The sequence below is a fragment of the Dactylosporangium cerinum genome (genome assembly GCF_042653625.1).
GTDB lineage: Bacteria > Actinomycetota > Actinomycetes > Mycobacteriales > Micromonosporaceae > Dactylosporangium > Dactylosporangium cerinum.
Genome location: NZ_JBHSIU010000053.1, coordinates 191,637 through 210,141, shown reverse-complemented (window position 1 = coordinate 210,141; position 18,505 = coordinate 191,637). Strand labels below are relative to the sequence as shown.

Genomic DNA, 18,505 nt, shown 5'->3' with positions numbered 1-18,505 from the left:
GCAGGCTCCAGTGGCCACCGGCCGCGCAGGCCCTGATCTCAACCAGGCGCTCGCGGGTCGACGCGGCGCTGTCGAGCGCCTACGTGACGGCAAACTCCAGATACTCGACCAGATGCTCGTGGGTCGGCGCCGAGCTGTCGGGGGTGAAGTGCAGGTAGCGCAGCCGCTTGCCGGTGCCTTGCAGCAGCCCGTGCGGATCGGGCATGTCGGCGCCGTGCTCGAACCCGACCGACACCGAGTCGGTGCCCGGAAAGAGGCCGGCCACATATCCCCGCTCGGGGTGGTGGAAGCCAAGTCCGTGCCAGCCCTGATAGATCCGCTCGGTCAACTCGGGCCGTGCGTCGAGGATGACATCCCGCAGGTGGCGGGCCAACGCGGCGATCTCAGCACAGTGCTCTTCGAGAAGTTGCTCGAGGCCCGAGGGCTCGGTGGCTATCATGCCGACACCTCACCACATGGGTACGACAATTCCAGCGACTTTTCCTACCAGTCGAACTCGGGTCCCCAGGCCTCCCCACCGGGCAGGATCGCCCGGCCGGTGTAGACCCATTTCTGCAGCACGGCGTACCTGTGGCCGCGCGGCACGGTGGCGTCGAACGGCCCGCAATTGTGCTCCGGGGCGAAGTCGGTGAACATCAGTCCGGTGCATGGGTGGGGTCCGTCCATGACCTCGCCCGAGTCGACGTCGACGAGCGAGATCGACATGTCCGCCTGGATACCGGGCAGCGCCTGGGCGTGCCCGACCATGCGGATGCCGCTCTCGCTGGTCTGATGGCACGGCTGCGCCAGCAGTGGATGGCCGAGATCCCAGGTGTACTGCTCCGCACACTGCCAGGCACCCCAGACAATTGCCTCGACAGGTCCGGCCGAACGCGTCGGCGCACCTGCTCCGAGTCTCGATCCGCCAGGTGTACGACTACCGCCCGCCACTGGCCCGCCACTCTGCTCCGGCCTCGCGGCCTGACTCTCCGCGATCGCCGTCGGCGTCTCGGCGCGCTGGGTCGCGGTCCCGGCGCTCGGCTGGTGCGCGATCCGCCAGGCGGGCACCGCCACGACCGCGAGCGCCGCGAGCGCGACCGCAAAAACTGTCATACGCGAGCGCGATGATGTCGGCGTTCGGGGCTTCGGCACCGGCGGATCGAAGGAGGGCACCTCATGGATCACGGGTTGGGGCGGCAGCGGCGGATCGCCGGCGGTGCGCTTGGCCACGACGCGCAGCGCGTGCGCCAGTTCCTTCGCCGATGGGCGACGGCCTGGGCGCTTGTCCATGCAGGCCTCCACGACCCGCCAGACCGTCTCCGGCATGCCCTCCACGCGCTGCGGCGACTCGTCGACGTGCCGGCGCAGGATCGCCCAGGCCGGGCCGCCGGCGTAGGGCGGCCGTCCGGTGACGAGCTCGAACAGGACCACGCCGAGGGCGTAGACGTCCGCGGACGGTGCCGGCCGCCCGCCGTAGACGGCCTCGGGCGCGATGTAGTTCGCGGTGCCGACGAGCGCGCCCGGCGTGGTCATGCTCGGCGTGTCGAGCACCCGCGCGATGCCGAAGTCGGTGAGCCGGGTGTGCGGCTCACCGCCGTCGCGGTCGAGCAGGATGTTGTCCGGCTTCAGGTCGCGGTGCACGATGCCGCGCCGGTGCGCGGCCGACAACGCGTCGGCGACCTGGGCGAGCAGCGTCGCCGCGGCGGCGGGCGCCAGGGTGCCCTGCTCGTGCAGGTGGTCACGGAGGCTGCCGCCGTCGACGAGGTCCATGACGAGGCCGAGCGACGTGCCGACCGTGACCAGATCACGGACCCGCACGATGTGCGGGTGGCTCAACATGAGCAGGATCGCGCGCTCCTGGACGAACCGGCTGACCGCCTTCGGCTCCGCCATGAGGTCCTCGCGCAGCAGCTTGACGGCGACCTCGCCCTCGCCCTGCAGCGCCCTGGCCCGCCACACGGTGCCCGTGCCACCGCCACCGATCGGCTCGATCAGCTGGTAGGCGTCACCGATGAGGTAACCGGTGAGGTCCTCGCTGAGCGACTGGAGACGGTCGTCCGTGTCGTCGCGCGCTTCGGGGGGAGTACGCATCGGGGTATTCGTACAGAATGCAAGATGAAGGTCACAACCGTTACCAGGCATTACTCCCCTCATGGGGGACTCTTCGGGCGTCGGGGACCTTTACAACTGCCGATACATGATATGGAAGTCGACCAACCCGTGCTTCGTGCTGCGGAAGCCGTCCGGAATCGTGCCGACGATGATGAAGCCGAGCGAGCGCCAGAGCTTCACGGCGGTGGTGTTGGTGGAGACGACCGCGTTGAACTGCATCGCGGCGAAGCCGAGCTCGCGGGCCCGGTCCAGGCAGTGCTCGCCGAGCGCGCGACCCAGGCCACGGCCTCGCGCACGGGTCGACACCATGAAGCTCGCGTTCGCCACGTGGTCGCCGAGGCGTCCCTTGTTCGGGCCGACCTTGTAGGTGCCGAGCACGTCGCCGTCCTCGACCGCTACCCAGACCTCGAAGGGTGGTGGCAGCAGCCAGTGTGACCTCGCCTGCTGCTCGGTGGACGCCGGGTCGTTGTCATAACTCTCACCGGCCGCGACGACCTCGTGCCAGACCTCCCAGAGCCCACGCCCGTTCCCGCCGCGCTTCCCGCCGTGTCCATGACCGTCATCGCCGAGGTCGACGCCGTGCTCACGACCGTGTTCGTCGCCCAGTTCGCCGCCCAGTTCGTCGCCGTTCCAGTCGGTGTCGACAAAGCGCCTGATCTCCACGCTGTTCATTCAACACGTCAGGTGGCAGGCTCTGCATTCGTGTTCGATGTGTTGAGCGACGCATTCAGCCGGTTGCCCGCACCTCCGCGTGAGGTCGTCATCGCCACCGCCGTGGTGGCGCTCCTGGCGGTCCTGCTGCGGCCGGCCTGGCGGGTCATGCGCAACTTCGTCACCATCGCGCATGAGGGCGGCCACGCCCTGGCGGCGGTGTTGAGCGGCCGGCGGCTCTCCGGGATCCGGCTGCACTCCGACACGTCGGGCCTGACGCTGTCGAAGGGCCGGCCCAACGGGCTGGGCATGGTGGTGACCGGGCTGGCCGGATACATCACGCCGTCGCTGCTGGGGCTCGGCGCCGCCGCGATCCTCGGCGCCGGTCGCATCACGGTGCTGCTCTGGCTGCTGCTGCTCCTGCTCGCCGCGATGCTCGTCATGATCCGCAACGTCTACGGCGTGGTGTCCGTCGTCGTGGCCGGCGCGATCATCTTCGGCGTCTCGTGGTTCGGCTCGCCGCAGGTGCAGGGTGCGTTCGCGTACGCCTTCTCCTGGTTCATGCTGCTCGGCGGGGTCAGGGCCGTGTTCGAGCTGCAGCAGTCCCGGTTCCGGCGCCAGGCGCCCAACTCCGACGCCGATCAGATCGGCCGGCTGACGCACGTGCCGGCGATCATCTTCGTGGCGTTCTTCGTCATCGTGTCGCTGGCCTCGCTGGCGTTCGGCACGCGGCTCATGCTGGGACCGGTGTCAGACCTGATCTCCGGCTGAGCGGATCTGGGCTTCTCCCGGCGCGCCAGATCCGCCGGCTCACGCCAAGTCCGGGCCTCCAGGCTGAGCACCGCATTGCCGACCTGGCGTCAACCCGGACTTCCAGCCGAGCACCGCCTCGCCGACCCCGCGCACCGGTTCCTGCGGCTCACGCCGGTCCGGCTTCCGGCTGAGCACCGCGTTGCCGACCCGGCGCACCGAATCCGGTGGCTCAGGCCGGTCTGGGCTTCCGGCTGAGCACCGCGTTGCCGACCCGGCGCGCCGGAGCCGGCGGGCTCACGCCGGGATTTGGCTTCTCCTGATCTCCGGCTGATCGGATCTGGCGCGTCTCCCGGTATGCCAGGCCGGCGGTTCACGCCGGTCCGGGCTTCCGGCTGAGCACCACTTTGCCGATCCGGCCCGCCGGATCCGGCGGCTCACGCCAGGACGGGCGTCAGTCCGGGCTTCCGGCTGAGGACGGCTTCGCCGACCCGATGCGCCTCCTCGAGGTGCGGCCAGCCGGAGAGGATGAACTCGTCGACGCCCTCGTACTCGGCCAGGCGCTGCCGGATCTCCACGGGGCTGCCCACCAGTGCGGTGCCGGCGCCCTCGCGGACCAGCCCGATGCCGGCCCACAGGTTGGGCGCGATGACCAGGCCGTCGGCCGTGCCCGCGTTGAGCGCGGTCATCCTGGCCTGCCCCACCGAGTCCATCCTGGCGAACCTCGCCTGCGCCGCCGCGATCCGCCCCGGGTCCATGCCGCGCAGCAGCCGGTCGGCCTCGGCCCACGCCTGGTCGGCGTCGTCACGGACGATGACGTGCACCCGCAGCCCGAAGCGCAGCGTACGCCCGTGCGCCGCGGCCTTGGCCCGCATCCGCGCGACCCGCTCCGCGATCGCGGCGGGTGGCTCACCCCACATCAGGTAGACGTCGGCGTACTGGGCCGCCACGTCCTCGGCGGCCGGTGACGCGCCGCCGAAGTAGATGGGCGGGACGTCGGCGAGCGGGGTACCGAGGCCGCCGCATTCGACGTGGTAATAGTCGCCGTGGAAGTCGAACCGTTCACCCTTCCACGTGTTGCGAAGGACCTGGAGATACTCGGCGGTGCGGGCGTACCGGCCGTCGTGCTCGACGAAGTCGCCGTACGCCCGCTGCTCCTGCTGGTCACCGCCGGTGACGACGTTGAGGGCGAGCCGGCCACCGGAGATCCACTGGAACGCCTCCGCCTGCTGGGCGAGCAGCGTGGGCAGCGTGAACCCGGCCCGGAACGCGACGAGCATCCGCAGTGTGGTCGTGTGCTGTGCGATCGCGGTACACATGACGAGCGGATCCAGGCAGCCCGCGCCGACGGGCGTCAGCACCGAGGCGAACCCCGCCTCCTCGGCCGCCCTGGCCACCTCCGACAGGTACGCGACCGTGGGCGTCCTCACGTGTGCGGCGGCACCCGCAGCGACCGTCGCCGCGCCGACCTGATCGCCGTCTCCGGTCGTCGGCAGGAACCAGTGGAACGTCGTCATGCCGCCACCCTACCTACTGAAACGGTCTGTTTCACAGACAGTCCGCCGAGACTGGGAAATGTGGCGCCGATCGATTAGAATGTGTGTACGAAAGTCGCTCTTGAGCTGGGGTTCTTGAGCCGGTTTCGTTGGCTGGGAGGAGAGCGCAAGTGACCGTGTCCACCGTCACCCCGGGGTCCGTTCCGTATGCGACCCTGTTGAGTTTCACGCGCTATGTCGGCCGCACCGGCCCGCGCAAGGCGAGCTTCGTGGGCGGCCTGCGCCGTCAACGCGAGTCGGGCTCCGGCTTCAACCCGCACGGCCAGCTCGTCAAGGCACTGAAGGCCGACATCCGGTTCCGGACCGGCGGCACGTACCTCAACGCGGTCGTCGATCAGGTCAACTCGCGGTGGCGCCCGCTGTATGAGTCCGTCGTCCCCGGCGCGCTGCGCTACATCGAGTCCCTCGGCGATCTGTCGCAGGTGGAGATCACCCCGACCCGCGACGCCCTCGGCATGCTGGGCAACCTCCCCGTCAAGATCAATCCGCACTTCGGCCTGCGGTATGCGGACGGTCACGGCGAGGCGGTCCGGCTGCACTTCGACGAAGACCCGCCGCAGAACGAGGCAGCGGTCGCCACCCTGCACCTGATGACCCGCCACATGGACCTCGTCCTGCCCAACGCCACCCCCGTCCTCGTCGACCTCCGCCGCGGCGACGTCCTGCGCCCCGACCCGGCACTCAAGCAGGGCGAGGTCGAGCGCTGGCTCGCCGGCGAGGCGGCCGCGTTCGCCGCGATGTGGGGCACCACCGCCTGACCCAACCCGACCCGATCCGACCCCGCAGGACGCGGACGAGGCACGCCACCCCTCTGGCGCGCCTCGTCCGCCCGCACCCACCAACTGCCGTGCGCCCCTGGGCACGCGGTTCTGGGCATGGGCTCCAGGCACACGGCTCCAGGCACACGGCTCCAGGCACACGGCTCCAGGCACACGGCTCCAGGCACACGGCTCCAGGCATGGGGCTTTCAAGGGCGAACATCTTGGGTCGATGCCGGGCAGGCCGCTCCGGGCACACCGCTCCGGGCACACCGCTCCGGGCACACCGCTCCGGGCACACCGCTCCGGGCACACCGCTCCGGGCACACCGCTCCGGGCACACCGCTCCGGGCACACCGCTTTTCAGGGGCGTGCACCGTGAGGTCGATGCCGGCGACGTGGACGAGGCACGCCACAAGGCACTCCACCACCTCGGGCAGGGCCTTATCCGTCACCGCGGAGCCCCTTCCCTGCCTCGCCGGTGATCCAGGTCGACACTCGGCGGCGCGACCAGAAGCGCGGTGCGCACCGACTACGCCCACGCCGGATCGAGTCGCCCCACCGACCGGTCCAGGCAGCCGTCGGGCGACCATCCTGACGACCAACCCGCGACTTCGATCAGTGATCCGGCTGATCGAAGTCGCCCGACGGCCGCCCGGACAGCCAGCCCGCGACTTCGATCTTTGAAAGTCCCGCCGGTAGGTCCTGGCACGACAAGCCGAACGATCTCAACGTCACCGCGTGCCAGCGCCCAGTCCGGCACGACCGATGTCCGGATCAGCCCCTTTGCCCGCTTGTGCTGCGCCGGAAGTGGATCTCCCCGTGATCCACTTCCAGCGCGGAACAACCGCCCAAACCTCGAAACCCCTCATGATCCGGAAGACCTTGCACACCCCTGGGTGCGCAAGGTCTTCCGGATCATGGGTCAGGGGCGGTAAGCGGGGGAGGTCAGGGACGGTTCGGGAGTGCAGAGCGGGGCGATCTCCGCCGCCGGCAGTGGCCGGGCGAAGTAGAAGCCCTGGGCCAGCCGGTACCCCAGCTCCAGCAACCGCGACGCCTGCTCGGCTGTCTCGACGCCCTCCGCCACCGCCTCCAGCCGCAGCGCCTGGGCGATCTCGCTGATCGAGGTGGCGATCGCCTCCTGTTCGACCGAGCCCGTGACCCCGTCGACGAAGGACTTGTCGACCTTCAAGACGTCCACCGGGCAGGTGCGCAGCAGGCCGAGCGAGGAGTGCCCGGTGCCGAAGTCGTCGAGGGCGATCTTCACCCCGAGGGCGTGCAGGGCGCGGACGGTGTCCAGGGCGCGGCCGCCGCCGAAGACCGCGGTCTCGGTGATCTCGATGGTGAGGCGGGCGGGGTCGAGGCCGGTGTCGGCGAGGGTGTCGGCGACGGTGCCGACGAAGGCCGGCTCGAGCAGCTGCCGGGCGGAGGCGTTGACGCTGATCTTCCAGGGTGCAAGGGGACCCAGGGAAGCGGCCCAGCGGGCGCCCTGCGCGCACGCCTGGCGCAGGACCCAGGCGCCGATGGGCACGATGAGGCCGGTGCGCTCGGCGACGGGGATGAAGGTGACGGGTGAGACGAGGCCGCGGGTGGGGTGGCGCCAGCGGATGAGGGCCTCGACGCCGCGGACGTCGCCGTCGGGGAGGCCGACGATGGGCTGGTAGAGGACGAACAGCTCGTCGCGGTCGAGGGCCTGGCTGAGCTCGGCGGCGATCTGGGCGTGCTCGACCGCGTGGGCGTCGAGCTCGGGGCCGTACTCGACCCAGCGGCTCTTGCCGAGCTCCTTGGCCGCGTACATGGCCATGTCCGCGCGGCGCAGCAGGTCGCTGGCGTCGCAGTCGGCGGTGTGCCGGGCCACGCCGATGCCCGCCTGGATCAACAACTCGTAACCGGCGGCGCGGACGGGGGCGGCGAGGGCGTCGATGAAGGTCTCGGCGATGCGGGCGCTCTCGGCGGCGTTGGCACCGGGCAGGAGGACTGCGAACTCGTCGCCGCCGAGGCGGGCGACCGTGTCGCCGGGGCGGACGCTGGCGCGGAGCCGCTCGCTGACCTCGACGAGGAGGGCGTCGCCGACGGCGTGGCCGAGGCGGTCGTTGATGGCCTTGAAGTCGTCGAGGTCGACGAGGGCGAGGGCCAGGCCGGCGGCGGAGGAGGACTGGGCGACCCGGACCGCCTGGGTGGTGGCAGTGTTGAACAGGGCCCGGTTGGCGAGGCCGGTGAGCGCGTCATGGGACGCCTGGTAGCCGAGCTGGTCCTGGTAGCGGCGGGCCTCGGTGATGTCGCGGGCGTTGCTGACGATGCCGCGGACGCTGGGGTCGTGCAGGAGGTTGCTGCTGACCACCTCGAACCAGCGCCAGTCGCCGGCGGCGTGGCGCAGCCGCACCTGCTGGGTGACGGTGCCGGCGGGCGCGCGTGCCAGGCGGCGGGCCTCGACCAGGTCCTCGGGGTGGACGCGGTCGCTGATGGTGGCGCCGAGGATCTCCTCGACCGCGAGGCCCAGGAAGCGCAGGAGGCTCGGGCTGGCATACGTGACCCGCCCCGCGGCGTCGGTGATGGCGAAGATGTCCGCGGAGTTCTGCACGAGGGAGCGGAAGCGGCGTTCGTGGCGGCGCAGCTCCAGCATGCTGGCGTCGACGCGGGCGAGCAGGGTGCTGTTCTCGTAGAACGAGATGAGCTGGCGGGCGACGACGAGCAGGGTGAGCAGGACGGAGCCGCCGACGAGGACGCGGTGTGGCGCTGGTCGGGGCCGATGCCGGCCAGGACGAAGCCGTCGGCCACGATGACCGCCAGATACGGCAGCAGGCTGAACGGCCGCGATGGGGCCCGGGGAGCCGCCACCCGCACGACGGCGAACCGCTGGAGGAGGGCGGCGAGGGTGATGCCGGCGGCGCAGACCGGATCGACAGGTGGCAGTCGTTGAGGTACGGCCGGGACTCCAGCAACGGCGCGACCGCACCGAGGGCGGCGCCGGCGATGACGGTGCCGCCGAGGACCCACAGCGCGCTGCGGTCGAGCCCGCCGGTGCCGGCGAGGGCGACCTTGGCGACCGCGAGGAGGCCGGCGAACAGCAGCACCACCACGCCGAAGATCGCCCACGCGGTGCCGGTGACCCGGGCCAGCTCGACCGAGCCGCGGGCGGCGAAGTACCAGGTCATGAGGCTCACCGAGCAGACCACGACGGCGAGGTCGAGCCCGAACGTGATGAGCCGGCGGCGGACCGGCAGCCGCAGCAGGGCCCAGACGAGGACTAGGACGGCACCCAGGTACAGGGTCATGGTGACGCTGCTGGAGCGCTGCGTCGGCGCGCCGGGGCCGACGAGGGAGTCCACGGCGCTGCTGAGGACACCGCCGAGCAGGATGAGCATGATGATGCCCAGGTGACGCCAGAAGCGGCCGGCGGGGCCGGCGAGGCGGGCGGTGCGGAAGCACACGGCGGCGGCGAGGCCCGCGCTGAGCGGCACGGGGATCCAGCCGATCGCGGGGTGGACGATCACGTGCGGCCACTGTGCGACGAGCCAGCCGGTGCTCAGCACCGCCAGGATCACGGCGCCGCGCAGCGCAGGGTGCGCGCGCACCGACCGCACATCGACCGACATCGACAGAGCCCTCCACCCGCCCGGACGTGCTGGACATTCGGCCGCCCACCGCCAGATCTGAGAGATTCCAGAAGAATGTCCAAATTGTCCAATCCTCAGATACCGCGAAGCGACTTGATCTATGGGTAGCCGGACGGTCACACATCGACGGCTCCCAGTGCTAGGTTGACCGCAGCGTGCTTCCTCATCCTTGCGCTGCGTAGCGGCCTCGCCGCCGAGAAGGGAACTCGATGACCGAGGGCCGGCACCACCGGCGTCGCGACGTCGAACACACGGAGGACGGGATCTACTTCCCGCCGCCGCGTGAGGTGCCACGCTCACGGGCTGCGCCGCAGGTCCGGCCGGTCGCCCCCTCCCCCTGGGCACCGACCGCACCGGACCGGCCGGCGCCGCATCTCCCACCGGCCCCTCCACCCGCGGCGTCGCCACCCGCACGCGAGCCGACTGCACGGCAGCCGGGCGGCGACACCCACCCCCCGGAGGCACCGGTCTACTACGCACGCGCGTCCGACTGGACCGTCCGCCCCTCCCCCTGGGCGACGGTCAAGGACGACGAATTCGCGGATGAGGACACGTACGCACCGGCGGAGGACCAGCCCCCACCTCCGCCGGTGCGGGCCCCACATCAGAAGAACACAACGACAAAAGCGGCCACGGTACCGGCAGGCCGCGCACAAAAGCAGCAACGGCGCCAACCGGTGCCCAGGGAAACAACCGTCCCGGCCCGGATGCCCGATCTCGCCGACAACCCGGTCTCCCCAACCGTGCCGGCGCCCGCGCAGCGACAGACCGTGCCGAGACAGACCGTGCCGGCGCCCGCACCGCGACAGACCACGCCGAGACAGACCGTGCCGGCGTCCGCGCCCGCCCAGGTGAGCAGCACGACCGCGTGGTGGATCGCGGCCGGCGTGATCATCGTCGCGCTCGCGGTCGCCGCCGGCATCCTCGTCGGGCTCAGCCTGGCTCAGCGCGATGGCCAAGATCTCCCTGGCGGCACCCACTCCCGGCCGGCGTCACCAGCAGGCTGAAATCATCAGGTGCATTTGCCGCAAAGAGGGTAGAGACGCCGCGTTGCCATCTGGACGCGATTTGGGGGAAGAGTCCATGAGTGGACCGATCGTGGGCAAGCGTCGCCTTCGAGCCGAGTTGCGACGGCTCCGGCGGGAGCGCGAGCTCACCCAGGACCTGGTGGCCGCCGAAATGGAGTGGTCACTGTCGAAACTGATCCGGATCGAGAACGGCACCGTCGCCATCTCGGTCAGCGACCTGCGCAGCCTCCTGGCCTACTACCGGCTGCACGACACCCAGCTGGTCGACGACCTGCTGGAACTGGCCCGGGCGGCGAAGCGGCGGATGTGGTGGGACGAGTACCGTGCCGCCTTGCCCGGCTCCCTGCTCACCTACGTGGGCTTCGAGGCGGAGGCGGTGTTCGTCGGCGGCTTCGAGCCGATGCAGTTCCCCGAGCTGATGCAGACCCGGCGGTACGCGACCGCGACGACCGCCGAACAGAAGGCCGGCGATCACGAGCAGCGCGTCGAGTTCCGGCTGCGGCGGCAGAGCGAGCTGTTCGAAAGGGAGACGCCGTCGCGGTTCCAGGCGCTGATCGACGAGTCGGTGCTGCGCCGGTTGCCGCTGCACGACGACGATTCCGTCCTCGTCGACCAGATCGAGCACGCGGTCGAGTTCGCCCAGCGGCCCTACACGGACGTGCGCATCGTGCCGTTCAACGCCGGCCACCACGTCGGGTGGGAGGGCGCGTTCACCGTCCTCGAGTTCGGCGCCGACGACGGGATCCTGCACAAGGGCGGGCAGCTCCTCGAGGAGCCGGAGCTGATCACCGCGTACACCGAGGGGTTGCGTGCGCTGGCCGGGATGGCCCTGCCGCATGAGGCCTCGATCGACCTCATGCGGCAGGTGGCCGCCGAACTGAAACGGGGATGATCAGGCGGGCGGGTGGAAGAGCACCCCGTTGCCGCTGACCAGCACCGGCTGGTTGTTGGCATACTGGTAGGCAACGGTCCCGGCGGCGTTCTCGATCCCGACGGTGGCGTTGCTGCCCTGCTCGAACGCGTTGTCGAGGTCCTTGTACGCGAACGCGATGTCGCCGTTCTCGTAGAAGACCGCCTCGAACGTGAGGCGACGGGACAGGTTGCCGTAGATGTACACGTTGCGCCACTCGATGACGTAGGCCCGGTTCGGCGCCGCACCGGTGGTGGCGGTGCGGACGCTGGACTGGCCGTCCACGACGAGGTCCGACCAGAACGGGTAGACCGTCGCGTTGGGCGCGGCCGTGGTCGGCAGCGTCGTGTGATCGGCGTTGGCCGCACCGGGGTTGACGAAGCTCGCCTTGCCGTTGGTGTCGACCCAGACGGAGTTGTACGAGGTGCCGTACAACTTCACCGGGAACGGCGTGGTGAGCTGGACAATGCTGTCGTCTCCGGTGAGCGTCAGCGGCGTGTCACCGTCGATGAACGCCCGGGTGCCGTCGGCGCAGGTGTAGCCGAACGCGTCGGCCCCCTGCGTCAGCGCCAGGTTGACGGTGGTGCTGCCGGCGGCGACGGTCACCGGGGCCGAGGCCCCGCCGCCACCGCACTGCCCGCCCGAGCCGATCGAGGCGGTCACCGTGTACGAGCCGGCGGCCACGTTGGTGAACGTGTACGTGCCGTTCGCGGCGGTCGTCTTCGACGCCCCGCCCGGGGTCAGCGTCACCGTGGCGCCGGCCACCGGCGTGCCGGTGCCCTGGTTGGTCACGGTGCCGGTGACGGTGCCGGTCACGGGCGGCGGTTCCTCCCCGCCACCACCGGGCGCCTTGAACAGCACACCCATGCCGTTCTGCAGCGCCGAGGTGTTGTTGGAGTACTGGATACCGACGGTGCCGGCGGCGTTCTCGATGCCGACCGTCGAGGACGCGCCCGCCTCGGCGGTGTTGTCGATCCCCGAGTAGTTGGTGACGACGTCACCGTTCTCGTACAGGATCGCCTCGGCGTTGATCCGCCGGGACGTGAACCCGTACTGGTAGGCGTTGCGCCACTCGACCACGAACTGCCGGTTGGGCGCGGAGCCGATCGTCGCGGTCCGCACGCTCGCGGAGCCGTCGACGACGAGGTCGGTCCAGTACGCGTACACCGACGAGTTCGGCGTGGCCGTCGACGGGATCGCACCGTGCGCCGTGGTGGAGGCGCCCTGGTTGGCGAAGCTCAGCCGGCCGTTGGTGTCGATCCAGGCCGAGTTGTACGTCGTGCCGTAGAACTTGAAGCCGAACGGCAGCGAGATCTGGCTGAGGTTGTCGTCGCCGGTGAGCGGCAGCACGGTGCCGTCGGCCGGCACGAACGCCCGCGGCGCCGCCGAGCAGACGTAGCCGAAGGCGTCCACGCACGAGGACGTGTAGGTGGCCGTGTAGGTGGTGTTGGTCGCCGGCGCGGTGATGACGTGTGTCTGCGCCCCGCTGTCGGACCAGCTGCCGAACGCGGCCGGCACGTTGTTGACCAGCTGCGGCGTCGGCGCGCTGACCGTGTTGGTCGAGCCCTGGATGACGGTGCGGGTGAACGGCGCGGTCTGGCTCGTCGCGCCGACCGTCAGGTTCAGCCCGGCCGGGTTGCTGACGAACGTCAGGTCGACCGTCTTGGGCTGCACGTTGACGGTGGTGGTGCTGGTCAGCCCGCCCGAGTCGGTCGCCGTCAGCCGGAACTCCAGATACGACGGGTACTCGTGGTCGGGTGCGGTGAGCGTCCCGCCGGCGACGCCGTTGAGCGTCTGCATCGGGTGCTCGTGGCATACGCCCGGCGAGGAGCAGTGGTGCAGGATGATCGTCCAGCTCAGCGCGGACGCGGGCAGGGTGCCCTGCTGCGGGTCGGTGGCGCGGCCGGTGAAGTTGATCTGGTTGCCGACCGCCCAGGTGAACGAGGCCGCCGGCGTGTCGATGATCGCGGTCGGCGCGTCGTTGCCGGCCGTGATCGTCACCGTCTTGTCGTTGGTGACGCCGAGCGTGTCGGTGACCCGCAGCCTGGCCGTGTACGTCCCGGGCGTGGTGTACGTGTAGTTCGCCGTGACGCTGGCCGCGTTGTTGGGCGTGTCGAGGGTGCCGTCGTTGGTGAAGTCCCAGGCGTAGGTGAGCAGGCCCTGGTCGGCGGGGTCGGCGTCGGATGACGTGGCACCGCTGAAGGTCACCGCGAGCGGCGTGCCGCCGGACGTCCGGTTGGTGGTGATCGCCGCGACGGGCGGCTGGTTGCCGGCGTAGTACCGGATCCGGCGCACGGTGCCGCCGAGGTCCACGTAGTACAGCTCGCTGCCGGGGCCGATGGCCAGGTCGACCGGGTTCGCGGCGCCGGCGGAGAACGTGATGATGTTCGACGTGGACGGCAGGCCGCCCGCGGTCGCCGGCATCATCGCCCAGATGCAGTCACGGCTGTAGTCGGAGAAGAACATCGCGCCGCGGTAGGCGGCCGGGTAGGGGCCGCTGTCCGGGTAGAAGGCCACGCCGGAGGACGAGGAACTGCCGCTGGGGCAGGTCTCGCCGGTGACGACCTTCGAGCTGTGGTTCCAGGCGAAGTACGGCTGGACGTTCGGCACCGACGGGGTCGCGCCGTACATCGGCTCGCACAGGTTCAGGTTGGCGCCGTCGTAGCCGCTCTGCGGGCTCGGGCCCTCGATGCACGGCCAGCCGTAGTTGCCGATGGTGCTGGCGACCGGGTTCTGCACCCGGTTGATCTCCTCGTAGGTGTTCCAGCCGACCTCGCCGCTCCACACCTCGTTGGTGCCGGGCTTGATGTTGAACCGGAACGGGTTGCGCATGCCGTAGGCCACGATCCGGCGGGCGTTGGCGTCCGCGGAGGCGAAGTTGGGGTTGGTCGGCAGCGCGGCGCCGGTCGACGGGTCGATCCGGATGATGGTCCCGTTGAGCCCGGTCGGGTCGGCGGTGGTGCGGATGTCCTGCGCGCGCAGGGCGCCGCCCTCGGCGGTGGGCGGGGTCAGCGCGGTGCCGGCGGCCGACGGCGGGTCGCCGCACCCGTTGGCGAACTGGCCGTAGTCGGTGGCGCTGAAGCTGGCGCCGTCACCGGAGGAGGCGTAGAGCGCGCCGTCGGCCCCGAAGTGCAGGTCGCCGATCGAGTGGCTGGGGTACTGCTGGCACCAGTCGGTGATCAGTACCTGCTCGGCACCGGTCATCTGGTTGCCGTTGGCCTGCAGCCGGGACAGCCGGCCGGTGACGATGCAGCTGCCGTTGTTGATGTCCGGGCAGACGTCGTTCCACTTCGGCGCGGCGCCGCCGGGCAGCGCGTCGTAGGTGTACAGGACGTAGACCCACGGGTTGGTCGGGAAGCCCGGCGCCAGCGCCAGGCCGAGCAGGCCCCGGTCCCACTGGTCGTGCACGTTGGTGCGCAGGTCGGCGAAGACGTCCGGGGTGGTGTCCGCAAGGCTGTCGAAGACCTTGATGAGCCCGCTCTTCTCGGCGACGAAGACGCGGCCGTCAGGCGAGAACTCGATGTTGGTCGGGTTGGTCAGCCCGCTGTAGACGACCTGCTCCTGGAAGCCGGTCGGCATGGTTGCCGCGGCGGCCTCGGGCGCGCTGGTCAGCGGGACGAACACGCTCGCCGTGAGCACGGCGGCGAGGAAAGCGCGCACGGTACGTCGACGTATCGACATGAACCGTCCTCTCCTGGGGGGGTGGGCAGAGAGGCGGGAGTCCCGCTGAAATTGCGCCAGCGTACCGAGCGGTAGGGCGTGAAGAAGTGTCGCGTTACCGACGGCGCACGGCCCGGCCCAACGCGAATCGGGCGAGTTCCGGACAAGATCGACGGAAAACGACCCGTTCGGCCAGTCAGCCGAACGGGTCGTGTGCAGGCCCGGAACGGCCCTGGGCCCCGTCAATGGCCCGGCCCGTCGGTTGTCGGGCTCCCGATGCGGTGCCAGGCCATGGAAACCGGTCCGGAGCAGTCGTGCACATCACTCGAAGGCGGCGCAGGCCTCGACGATCAGCGGCTCGTTGTCGCCGCAACCGAGGCCGTGGCCGCGGACCAGGATCTGCCGGCTGCCGTCGGCCACGCACAGGAGTTCCCTCATTCCATGAACTCGAGTTCGGAATTGAGTCGCCAGCCACCCAGAACGGGATCGGTGGACAATGCGCGGTGACACACCCGGCGCGCATTCGCGGTTGCCTCGGCGAGGTTTCCGGCGAGCCCGAAGAATCCGACGTGCATGCCGTTTCCGGTGGCTTTCACGCTGATGTGCTCCACCCGGTCGGACGGGATCACGCGGGCCCGCAGCGCCGCCGCCACCCGGTCCGGCCCGACACCCGGTGGCGCCCCGGGCCTCGCCTCCAACAGGAGCTTGACCAGGTACATCGCTACGGCCAGCCCCAGCCGTCCGGGTGCGCCGGCGGGGTCGTGGAGACCACCACCACCGGCTCGCCGCCATCGGCCCGGAAGCCCGTCGCGGCGCCGGCCCCGCTGGCCCCACCGATCCCGGCCAGGAGCGCGAGCGCCGCCCCGAACAGCATTCCGACAATGACCGTGGCGATGATTCGACGGTTGGTGAGGCGGGCGGAAAAAGGCATGGCTGCGCTCCTGCTCGATTCGGTGTTCCCCGTTTCCGGAGGTTTTCGATCGCCTCCGGTGAGGAATACCTTCCGGCATTGCCGGCGGCGCCGGAAGGTGTCCGGACGGGCCGGAACCGGCCTGACCGGAACCGGCCAAGTGGACCTTGAGCAGGCCCCCGGACTCTGAAAGAATCAAGCTGTCTCGATAGGTGCGGGGACGCGCCGTCACGGGGAATCGGACAAGGGGATCGACGTGCTCGAAGTGCTCGGTCTCGGCGCGACCGCCGAGACGGTCTACCGTGCGATGCTGCAACAGCCGGGCCTGGGCGTCGCCCCACTCGCCGACGCCCTGGGGGTCACGGCCGGCGAGGTCCGGGCCGCGCTCGACGAGCTTTTCGAGCTCTCACTGCTGCGCGAGTCGGTCGAACACGAGGGCCAGCTCCGGGCGGTCAATCCCGGTGTCGGGCTCCAGGCGCTGCTGGCCCGCCAGCAGGCGGAGCTGGAGCGCAAGCAGCTGCTGATCGCGCAGAGCCAGACGTCGGTCGCCACCCTCATGGCGCAATACGCGGAGCGGCCGGTGGCGGCGCTGGACGCGGAGCGGCTCGTCGGCCTCGACGCGGTGCAGGCCCGGCTGGAGGAGCTCGCGCAGGGGATCCGCATGGAGGCGCTGAGTCTGCTGCCCGGCGCGGCGCTGCCGGCGCCCGGCCTGGCCGCGGCCCATCGCAACAACACCGACCTGCTCGCCCGCGGGATCACGATCCGCACGGTGATGCAGGACTCCGCCCGCAACGACCGGCCGACCCTGGCCTACGCCCAATCATTGACCGACGCCGGGGCCGAGGTGCGCACCGCACCCGTGCTGCCGCCGCGGATGTTGATCGCCGACCGGCGGGTGGCGATCGTGCCGATCGACCCGGAGGACACCGGCGCGGGCGTCGTGCAGCTCACCGGCAGCGGTGTGGTCGCGTCGCTGGTGACGCTGTTCGAGCAGGTGTGGAGCACGGCGGTGCCGCTGGGTGCGAGCCGGGCCCGGGACCGCAAGGGCGTCACGGCGCAGGAGGCGGAGCTGCTGAAACTGCTCAGCCAGGGCCACACGGACGAGTCTGCGGCCAAGCGCCTGGGGCTGTCGGAGCGCAGCGCCCGGCGGATGATGGCCGATCTCATGGAGCGCCTCGGCGCGCGGTCGCGGTTCGAGGCGGGGCTGCTGGCCGCGCGGGAGGGCTGGCTGTGATGCCCTCCCGCGCGGCGGAGCCGGTTAGAGCTTCTCGTAGCAGGGCTTGTCGAGCTTGTAGTCCTTCGCGACGGTGCCGGTGAAGTAGTCCTTCATCAGCTTGATGTCGTTGGGGCCACCGGCGCCGACGGTCGGGTTGTAGATGAGGGACTGGCGGAAGACGCCGTCCGCGCCGGCGGCGTAGTTGCCGGCGCCCTCGGGCAGCATGCCCTCGTAGTCGACCTTGCTGAGCGACTTCGCGGCCTTGAGCAGGCCGGCCCGCGTCAGGTCACCGTCGGCCTGGGCCTTCTTCAGGGCGGCGAGCAGCGGGTAGGACCAGACCCAGCCCGACGTGTAGCCATCGTTCGGCGTGACGGACGAGCCGAGCGCCTCCCGCATGGCCTTGTGTCCGGGGGTGTCGGACGCCCACGACTTCCACGGCGAGGACTGCAGGTAGAGCGCCTTCAACGCGGGTGCCGCGGCGGTGGCGAGGAGGCCCTGGTTCCACGACGGGCTGGTGCCGATGAACTTGCCGGTGAAGCCGCGCTGGGCGGCGCCGCCGACGATCGCGGCCGCGTCCGCCGGTCCGGTGGTCAGGATGACCAGGTCCGGCTTCTGCGTGACGATGGCGGTGACCGCGCCGGCCTGCTTGTCGGTGCCGGAGTCGGTCTTCACGTTGATGAACGTCATGCCCAGCTTCTCCGCGGCGATCTTCGCCCCGGCCGCGGCGTCGTCGCCGTAGTCGCCGGCGAGGTGCACCGCCATGACGGTCTTGGGCTTGAAGGTCTCGTTGGCGTAGTCGACGGCGTTCATCGACTCGATGCAGTAGTTGGCGCCGGACTCGAGGATGTTGTCCTCGAACGCGTACGCCGAGGTCCAGGCGGCCGGGGCGGCGATGATGTTGTTGGTCTTCATGTCGGGCAGGATCGCCGCGGTGGTCGGCGAGCCGAGGCTCTGGGCGAGGGCGAGGACCTTGCCCTTCATCTCCTGGTAGGCCTCGTTGTGCGTCTGCGGGTTGTACTTGTTGTCGCGGACGTAGGTCTCCGCGTCGATGTCATAGCCGCCGATGCCGCCCTGGGCGTTGACCCGCTTCCAGAACGCCTTCTGCGCATCGGTGATCGGCACGGCGAGGACGTGGAAGGGGCCGACCGTCAGGTCGGAGATGATGCCGAGGTAGATGCAGCCCCGGTCCTTGTGCTCGGACTTGGGGCAGGGTTCCTTGGTGATACCGACGTCGGACTTGGCGCCCGATGCCCCCTTGTCCGTGCTGTCCGCGCCGCGGCATCCGGCAAGTGCGCCGGCAGTGAGCACCGCGGCCAGGGCAAACATGCCCAACCTCTTCATTGAGGGGCTCCTTTACG

The 18,505-nt window shown here is 70.4% G+C and carries 15 protein-coding genes; 6 read left to right on the top strand and 9 right to left on the bottom strand.

Going from position 1 to position 18,505, the window contains the following annotated elements:
* Positions 1-79: 79 nt before the first annotated feature.
* The 3 genes from ACFPIJ_RS37905 to ACFPIJ_RS37895 all read right to left on the bottom strand — a co-directional run bounded on the left by ACFPIJ_RS37905 (position 80) and on the right by ACFPIJ_RS37895 (position 2,754).
* Positions 80-439, bottom strand: a complete 360-nt coding sequence (locus tag ACFPIJ_RS37905) for a DUF1801 domain-containing protein (protein WP_380122673.1) — start codon at positions 437-439, stop codon at positions 80-82.
* Positions 440-483: 44 nt separating this feature from the next.
* Positions 484-2,070, bottom strand: coding sequence for a serine/threonine-protein kinase (locus ACFPIJ_RS37900; RefSeq protein ID WP_380122671.1), 1,587 nt, complete (start codon positions 2,068-2,070; stop codon positions 484-486).
* A 90-nt stretch (positions 2,071-2,160) separates the two neighbouring features.
* Positions 2,161-2,754, bottom strand: coding sequence for a GNAT family N-acetyltransferase (locus tag ACFPIJ_RS37895; RefSeq protein ID WP_380122669.1), 594 nt, complete (start codon positions 2,752-2,754; stop codon positions 2,161-2,163).
* A gap of 39 nt (positions 2,755-2,793) precedes the next feature.
* Between ACFPIJ_RS37895 and ACFPIJ_RS37890 the strand changes: the two genes are divergently transcribed.
* Complete coding sequence (locus ACFPIJ_RS37890) at positions 2,794-3,513, top strand: M50 family metallopeptidase (RefSeq protein WP_380122667.1); 720 nt, start codon at positions 2,794-2,796, stop codon at positions 3,511-3,513.
* Between the two features lie 416 nt (positions 3,514-3,929).
* Here the strand turns inward: ACFPIJ_RS37890 and ACFPIJ_RS37885 are convergent, their stop codons facing one another.
* Positions 3,930-5,009 (bottom strand): LLM class flavin-dependent oxidoreductase, encoded by a 1,080-nt coding sequence (locus ACFPIJ_RS37885; protein WP_380122665.1) that lies wholly within the window; start codon positions 5,007-5,009, stop codon positions 3,930-3,932.
* A 149-nt stretch (positions 5,010-5,158) separates the two neighbouring features.
* Here ACFPIJ_RS37885 and ACFPIJ_RS37880 point away from each other — a divergent pair, with 149 nt between their 5' ends.
* Positions 5,159-5,806 (top strand): hypothetical protein, encoded by a 648-nt coding sequence (locus tag ACFPIJ_RS37880; protein WP_380122664.1) that lies wholly within the window; start codon positions 5,159-5,161, stop codon positions 5,804-5,806.
* Between the two features lie 925 nt (positions 5,807-6,731).
* Here ACFPIJ_RS37880 and ACFPIJ_RS37875 read toward each other — a convergent pair.
* A complete protein-coding gene (locus tag ACFPIJ_RS37875) occupies positions 6,732-8,429 on the bottom strand; it encodes a putative bifunctional diguanylate cyclase/phosphodiesterase (protein ID WP_380122662.1) in 1,698 nt (565 codons plus the stop codon).
* Positions 8,430-8,536: 107 nt separating this feature from the next.
* On the opposite strand from ACFPIJ_RS37875, the gene ACFPIJ_RS37870 reads away from it, so the two are divergent.
* From ACFPIJ_RS37870 to ACFPIJ_RS37860, 3 genes are all read left to right on the top strand, one after another.
* Positions 8,537-9,187, top strand: a complete 651-nt coding sequence (locus tag ACFPIJ_RS37870) for a hypothetical protein (RefSeq protein ID WP_380122660.1) — start codon at positions 8,537-8,539, stop codon at positions 9,185-9,187.
* Positions 9,188-10,100: 913 nt separating this feature from the next.
* Positions 10,101-10,430: a hypothetical protein gene (locus tag ACFPIJ_RS37865; protein WP_380122658.1), complete on the top strand. Its 330-nt coding sequence runs from the start codon at positions 10,101-10,103 to the stop codon at positions 10,428-10,430.
* A gap of 76 nt (positions 10,431-10,506) precedes the next feature.
* Entirely contained in the window at positions 10,507-11,343 is an 837-nt protein-coding gene (locus tag ACFPIJ_RS37860; RefSeq protein ID WP_380122656.1) for a DUF5753 domain-containing protein, read from the top strand.
* Here ACFPIJ_RS37860 and ACFPIJ_RS37855 read toward each other — a convergent pair whose 3' ends face one another.
* From ACFPIJ_RS37855 to ACFPIJ_RS37845, 3 genes are all read right to left on the bottom strand, one after another.
* Complete coding sequence (locus ACFPIJ_RS37855; RefSeq protein WP_380122654.1) at positions 11,344-15,042, bottom strand: PQQ-dependent sugar dehydrogenase; 3,699 nt, start codon at positions 15,040-15,042, stop codon at positions 11,344-11,346.
* A gap of 413 nt (positions 15,043-15,455) precedes the next feature.
* Positions 15,456-15,740 carry a hypothetical protein gene (locus ACFPIJ_RS37850; protein WP_380122652.1) on the bottom strand — a complete coding sequence of 95 codons (285 nt, stop codon included), beginning with the start codon at positions 15,738-15,740 and terminating at the stop codon, positions 15,456-15,458.
* A gap of 2 nt (positions 15,741-15,742) precedes the next feature.
* The gene (locus ACFPIJ_RS37845) at positions 15,743-15,952 is read right to left on the bottom strand and encodes a hypothetical protein (RefSeq protein ID WP_380122650.1); all 210 of its coding nucleotides are present in this window, start codon (positions 15,950-15,952) and stop codon (positions 15,743-15,745) included.
* Positions 15,953-16,187: 235 nt separating this feature from the next.
* On the opposite strand from ACFPIJ_RS37845, the gene ACFPIJ_RS37840 reads away from it, so the two are divergent.
* Positions 16,188-17,165, top strand: coding sequence for a LuxR C-terminal-related transcriptional regulator (locus tag ACFPIJ_RS37840; RefSeq protein ID WP_380122648.1), 978 nt, complete (start codon positions 16,188-16,190; stop codon positions 17,163-17,165).
* A 24-nt stretch (positions 17,166-17,189) separates the two neighbouring features.
* On the opposite strand, the gene ACFPIJ_RS37835 is transcribed toward ACFPIJ_RS37840, so the two are convergent.
* Positions 17,190-18,488 carry an ABC transporter substrate-binding protein gene (locus ACFPIJ_RS37835; protein WP_380122646.1) on the bottom strand — a complete coding sequence of 433 codons (1,299 nt, stop codon included), beginning with the start codon at positions 18,486-18,488 and terminating at the stop codon, positions 17,190-17,192.
* Positions 18,489-18,505 lie beyond the last annotated feature (17 nt).

Coding starts and splice junctions, on each gene's coding strand:
- ACFPIJ_RS37905 (WP_380122673.1), bottom strand. CDS start 439: ATGATAGCCACCGAGCCCTCGGGCCTCGAGCAACTTCTCGAAGAGCAC.
- ACFPIJ_RS37900 (WP_380122671.1), bottom strand. CDS start 2,070: ATGCGTACTCCCCCCGAAGCGCGCGACGACACGGACGACCGTCTCCAG.
- ACFPIJ_RS37885 (WP_380122665.1), bottom strand. CDS start 5,009: ATGACGACGTTCCACTGGTTCCTGCCGACGACCGGAGACGGCGATCAG.
- ACFPIJ_RS37875 (WP_380122662.1), bottom strand. CDS start 8,429: ATGCTGGAGCTGCGCCGCCACGAACGCCGCTTCCGCTCCCTCGTGCAG.
- ACFPIJ_RS37860 (WP_380122656.1), top strand. CDS start 10,507: ATGAGTGGACCGATCGTGGGCAAGCGTCGCCTTCGAGCCGAGTTGCGA.
- ACFPIJ_RS37855 (WP_380122654.1), bottom strand. CDS start 15,042: ATGTCGATACGTCGACGTACCGTGCGCGCTTTCCTCGCCGCCGTGCTC.
- ACFPIJ_RS37850 (WP_380122652.1), bottom strand. CDS start 15,740: ATGTACCTGGTCAAGCTCCTGTTGGAGGCGAGGCCCGGGGCGCCACCG.
- ACFPIJ_RS37845 (WP_380122650.1), bottom strand. CDS start 15,952: ATGCCTTTTTCCGCCCGCCTCACCAACCGTCGAATCATCGCCACGGTC.
- ACFPIJ_RS37835 (WP_380122646.1), bottom strand. CDS start 18,488: ATGAAGAGGTTGGGCATGTTTGCCCTGGCCGCGGTGCTCACTGCCGGC.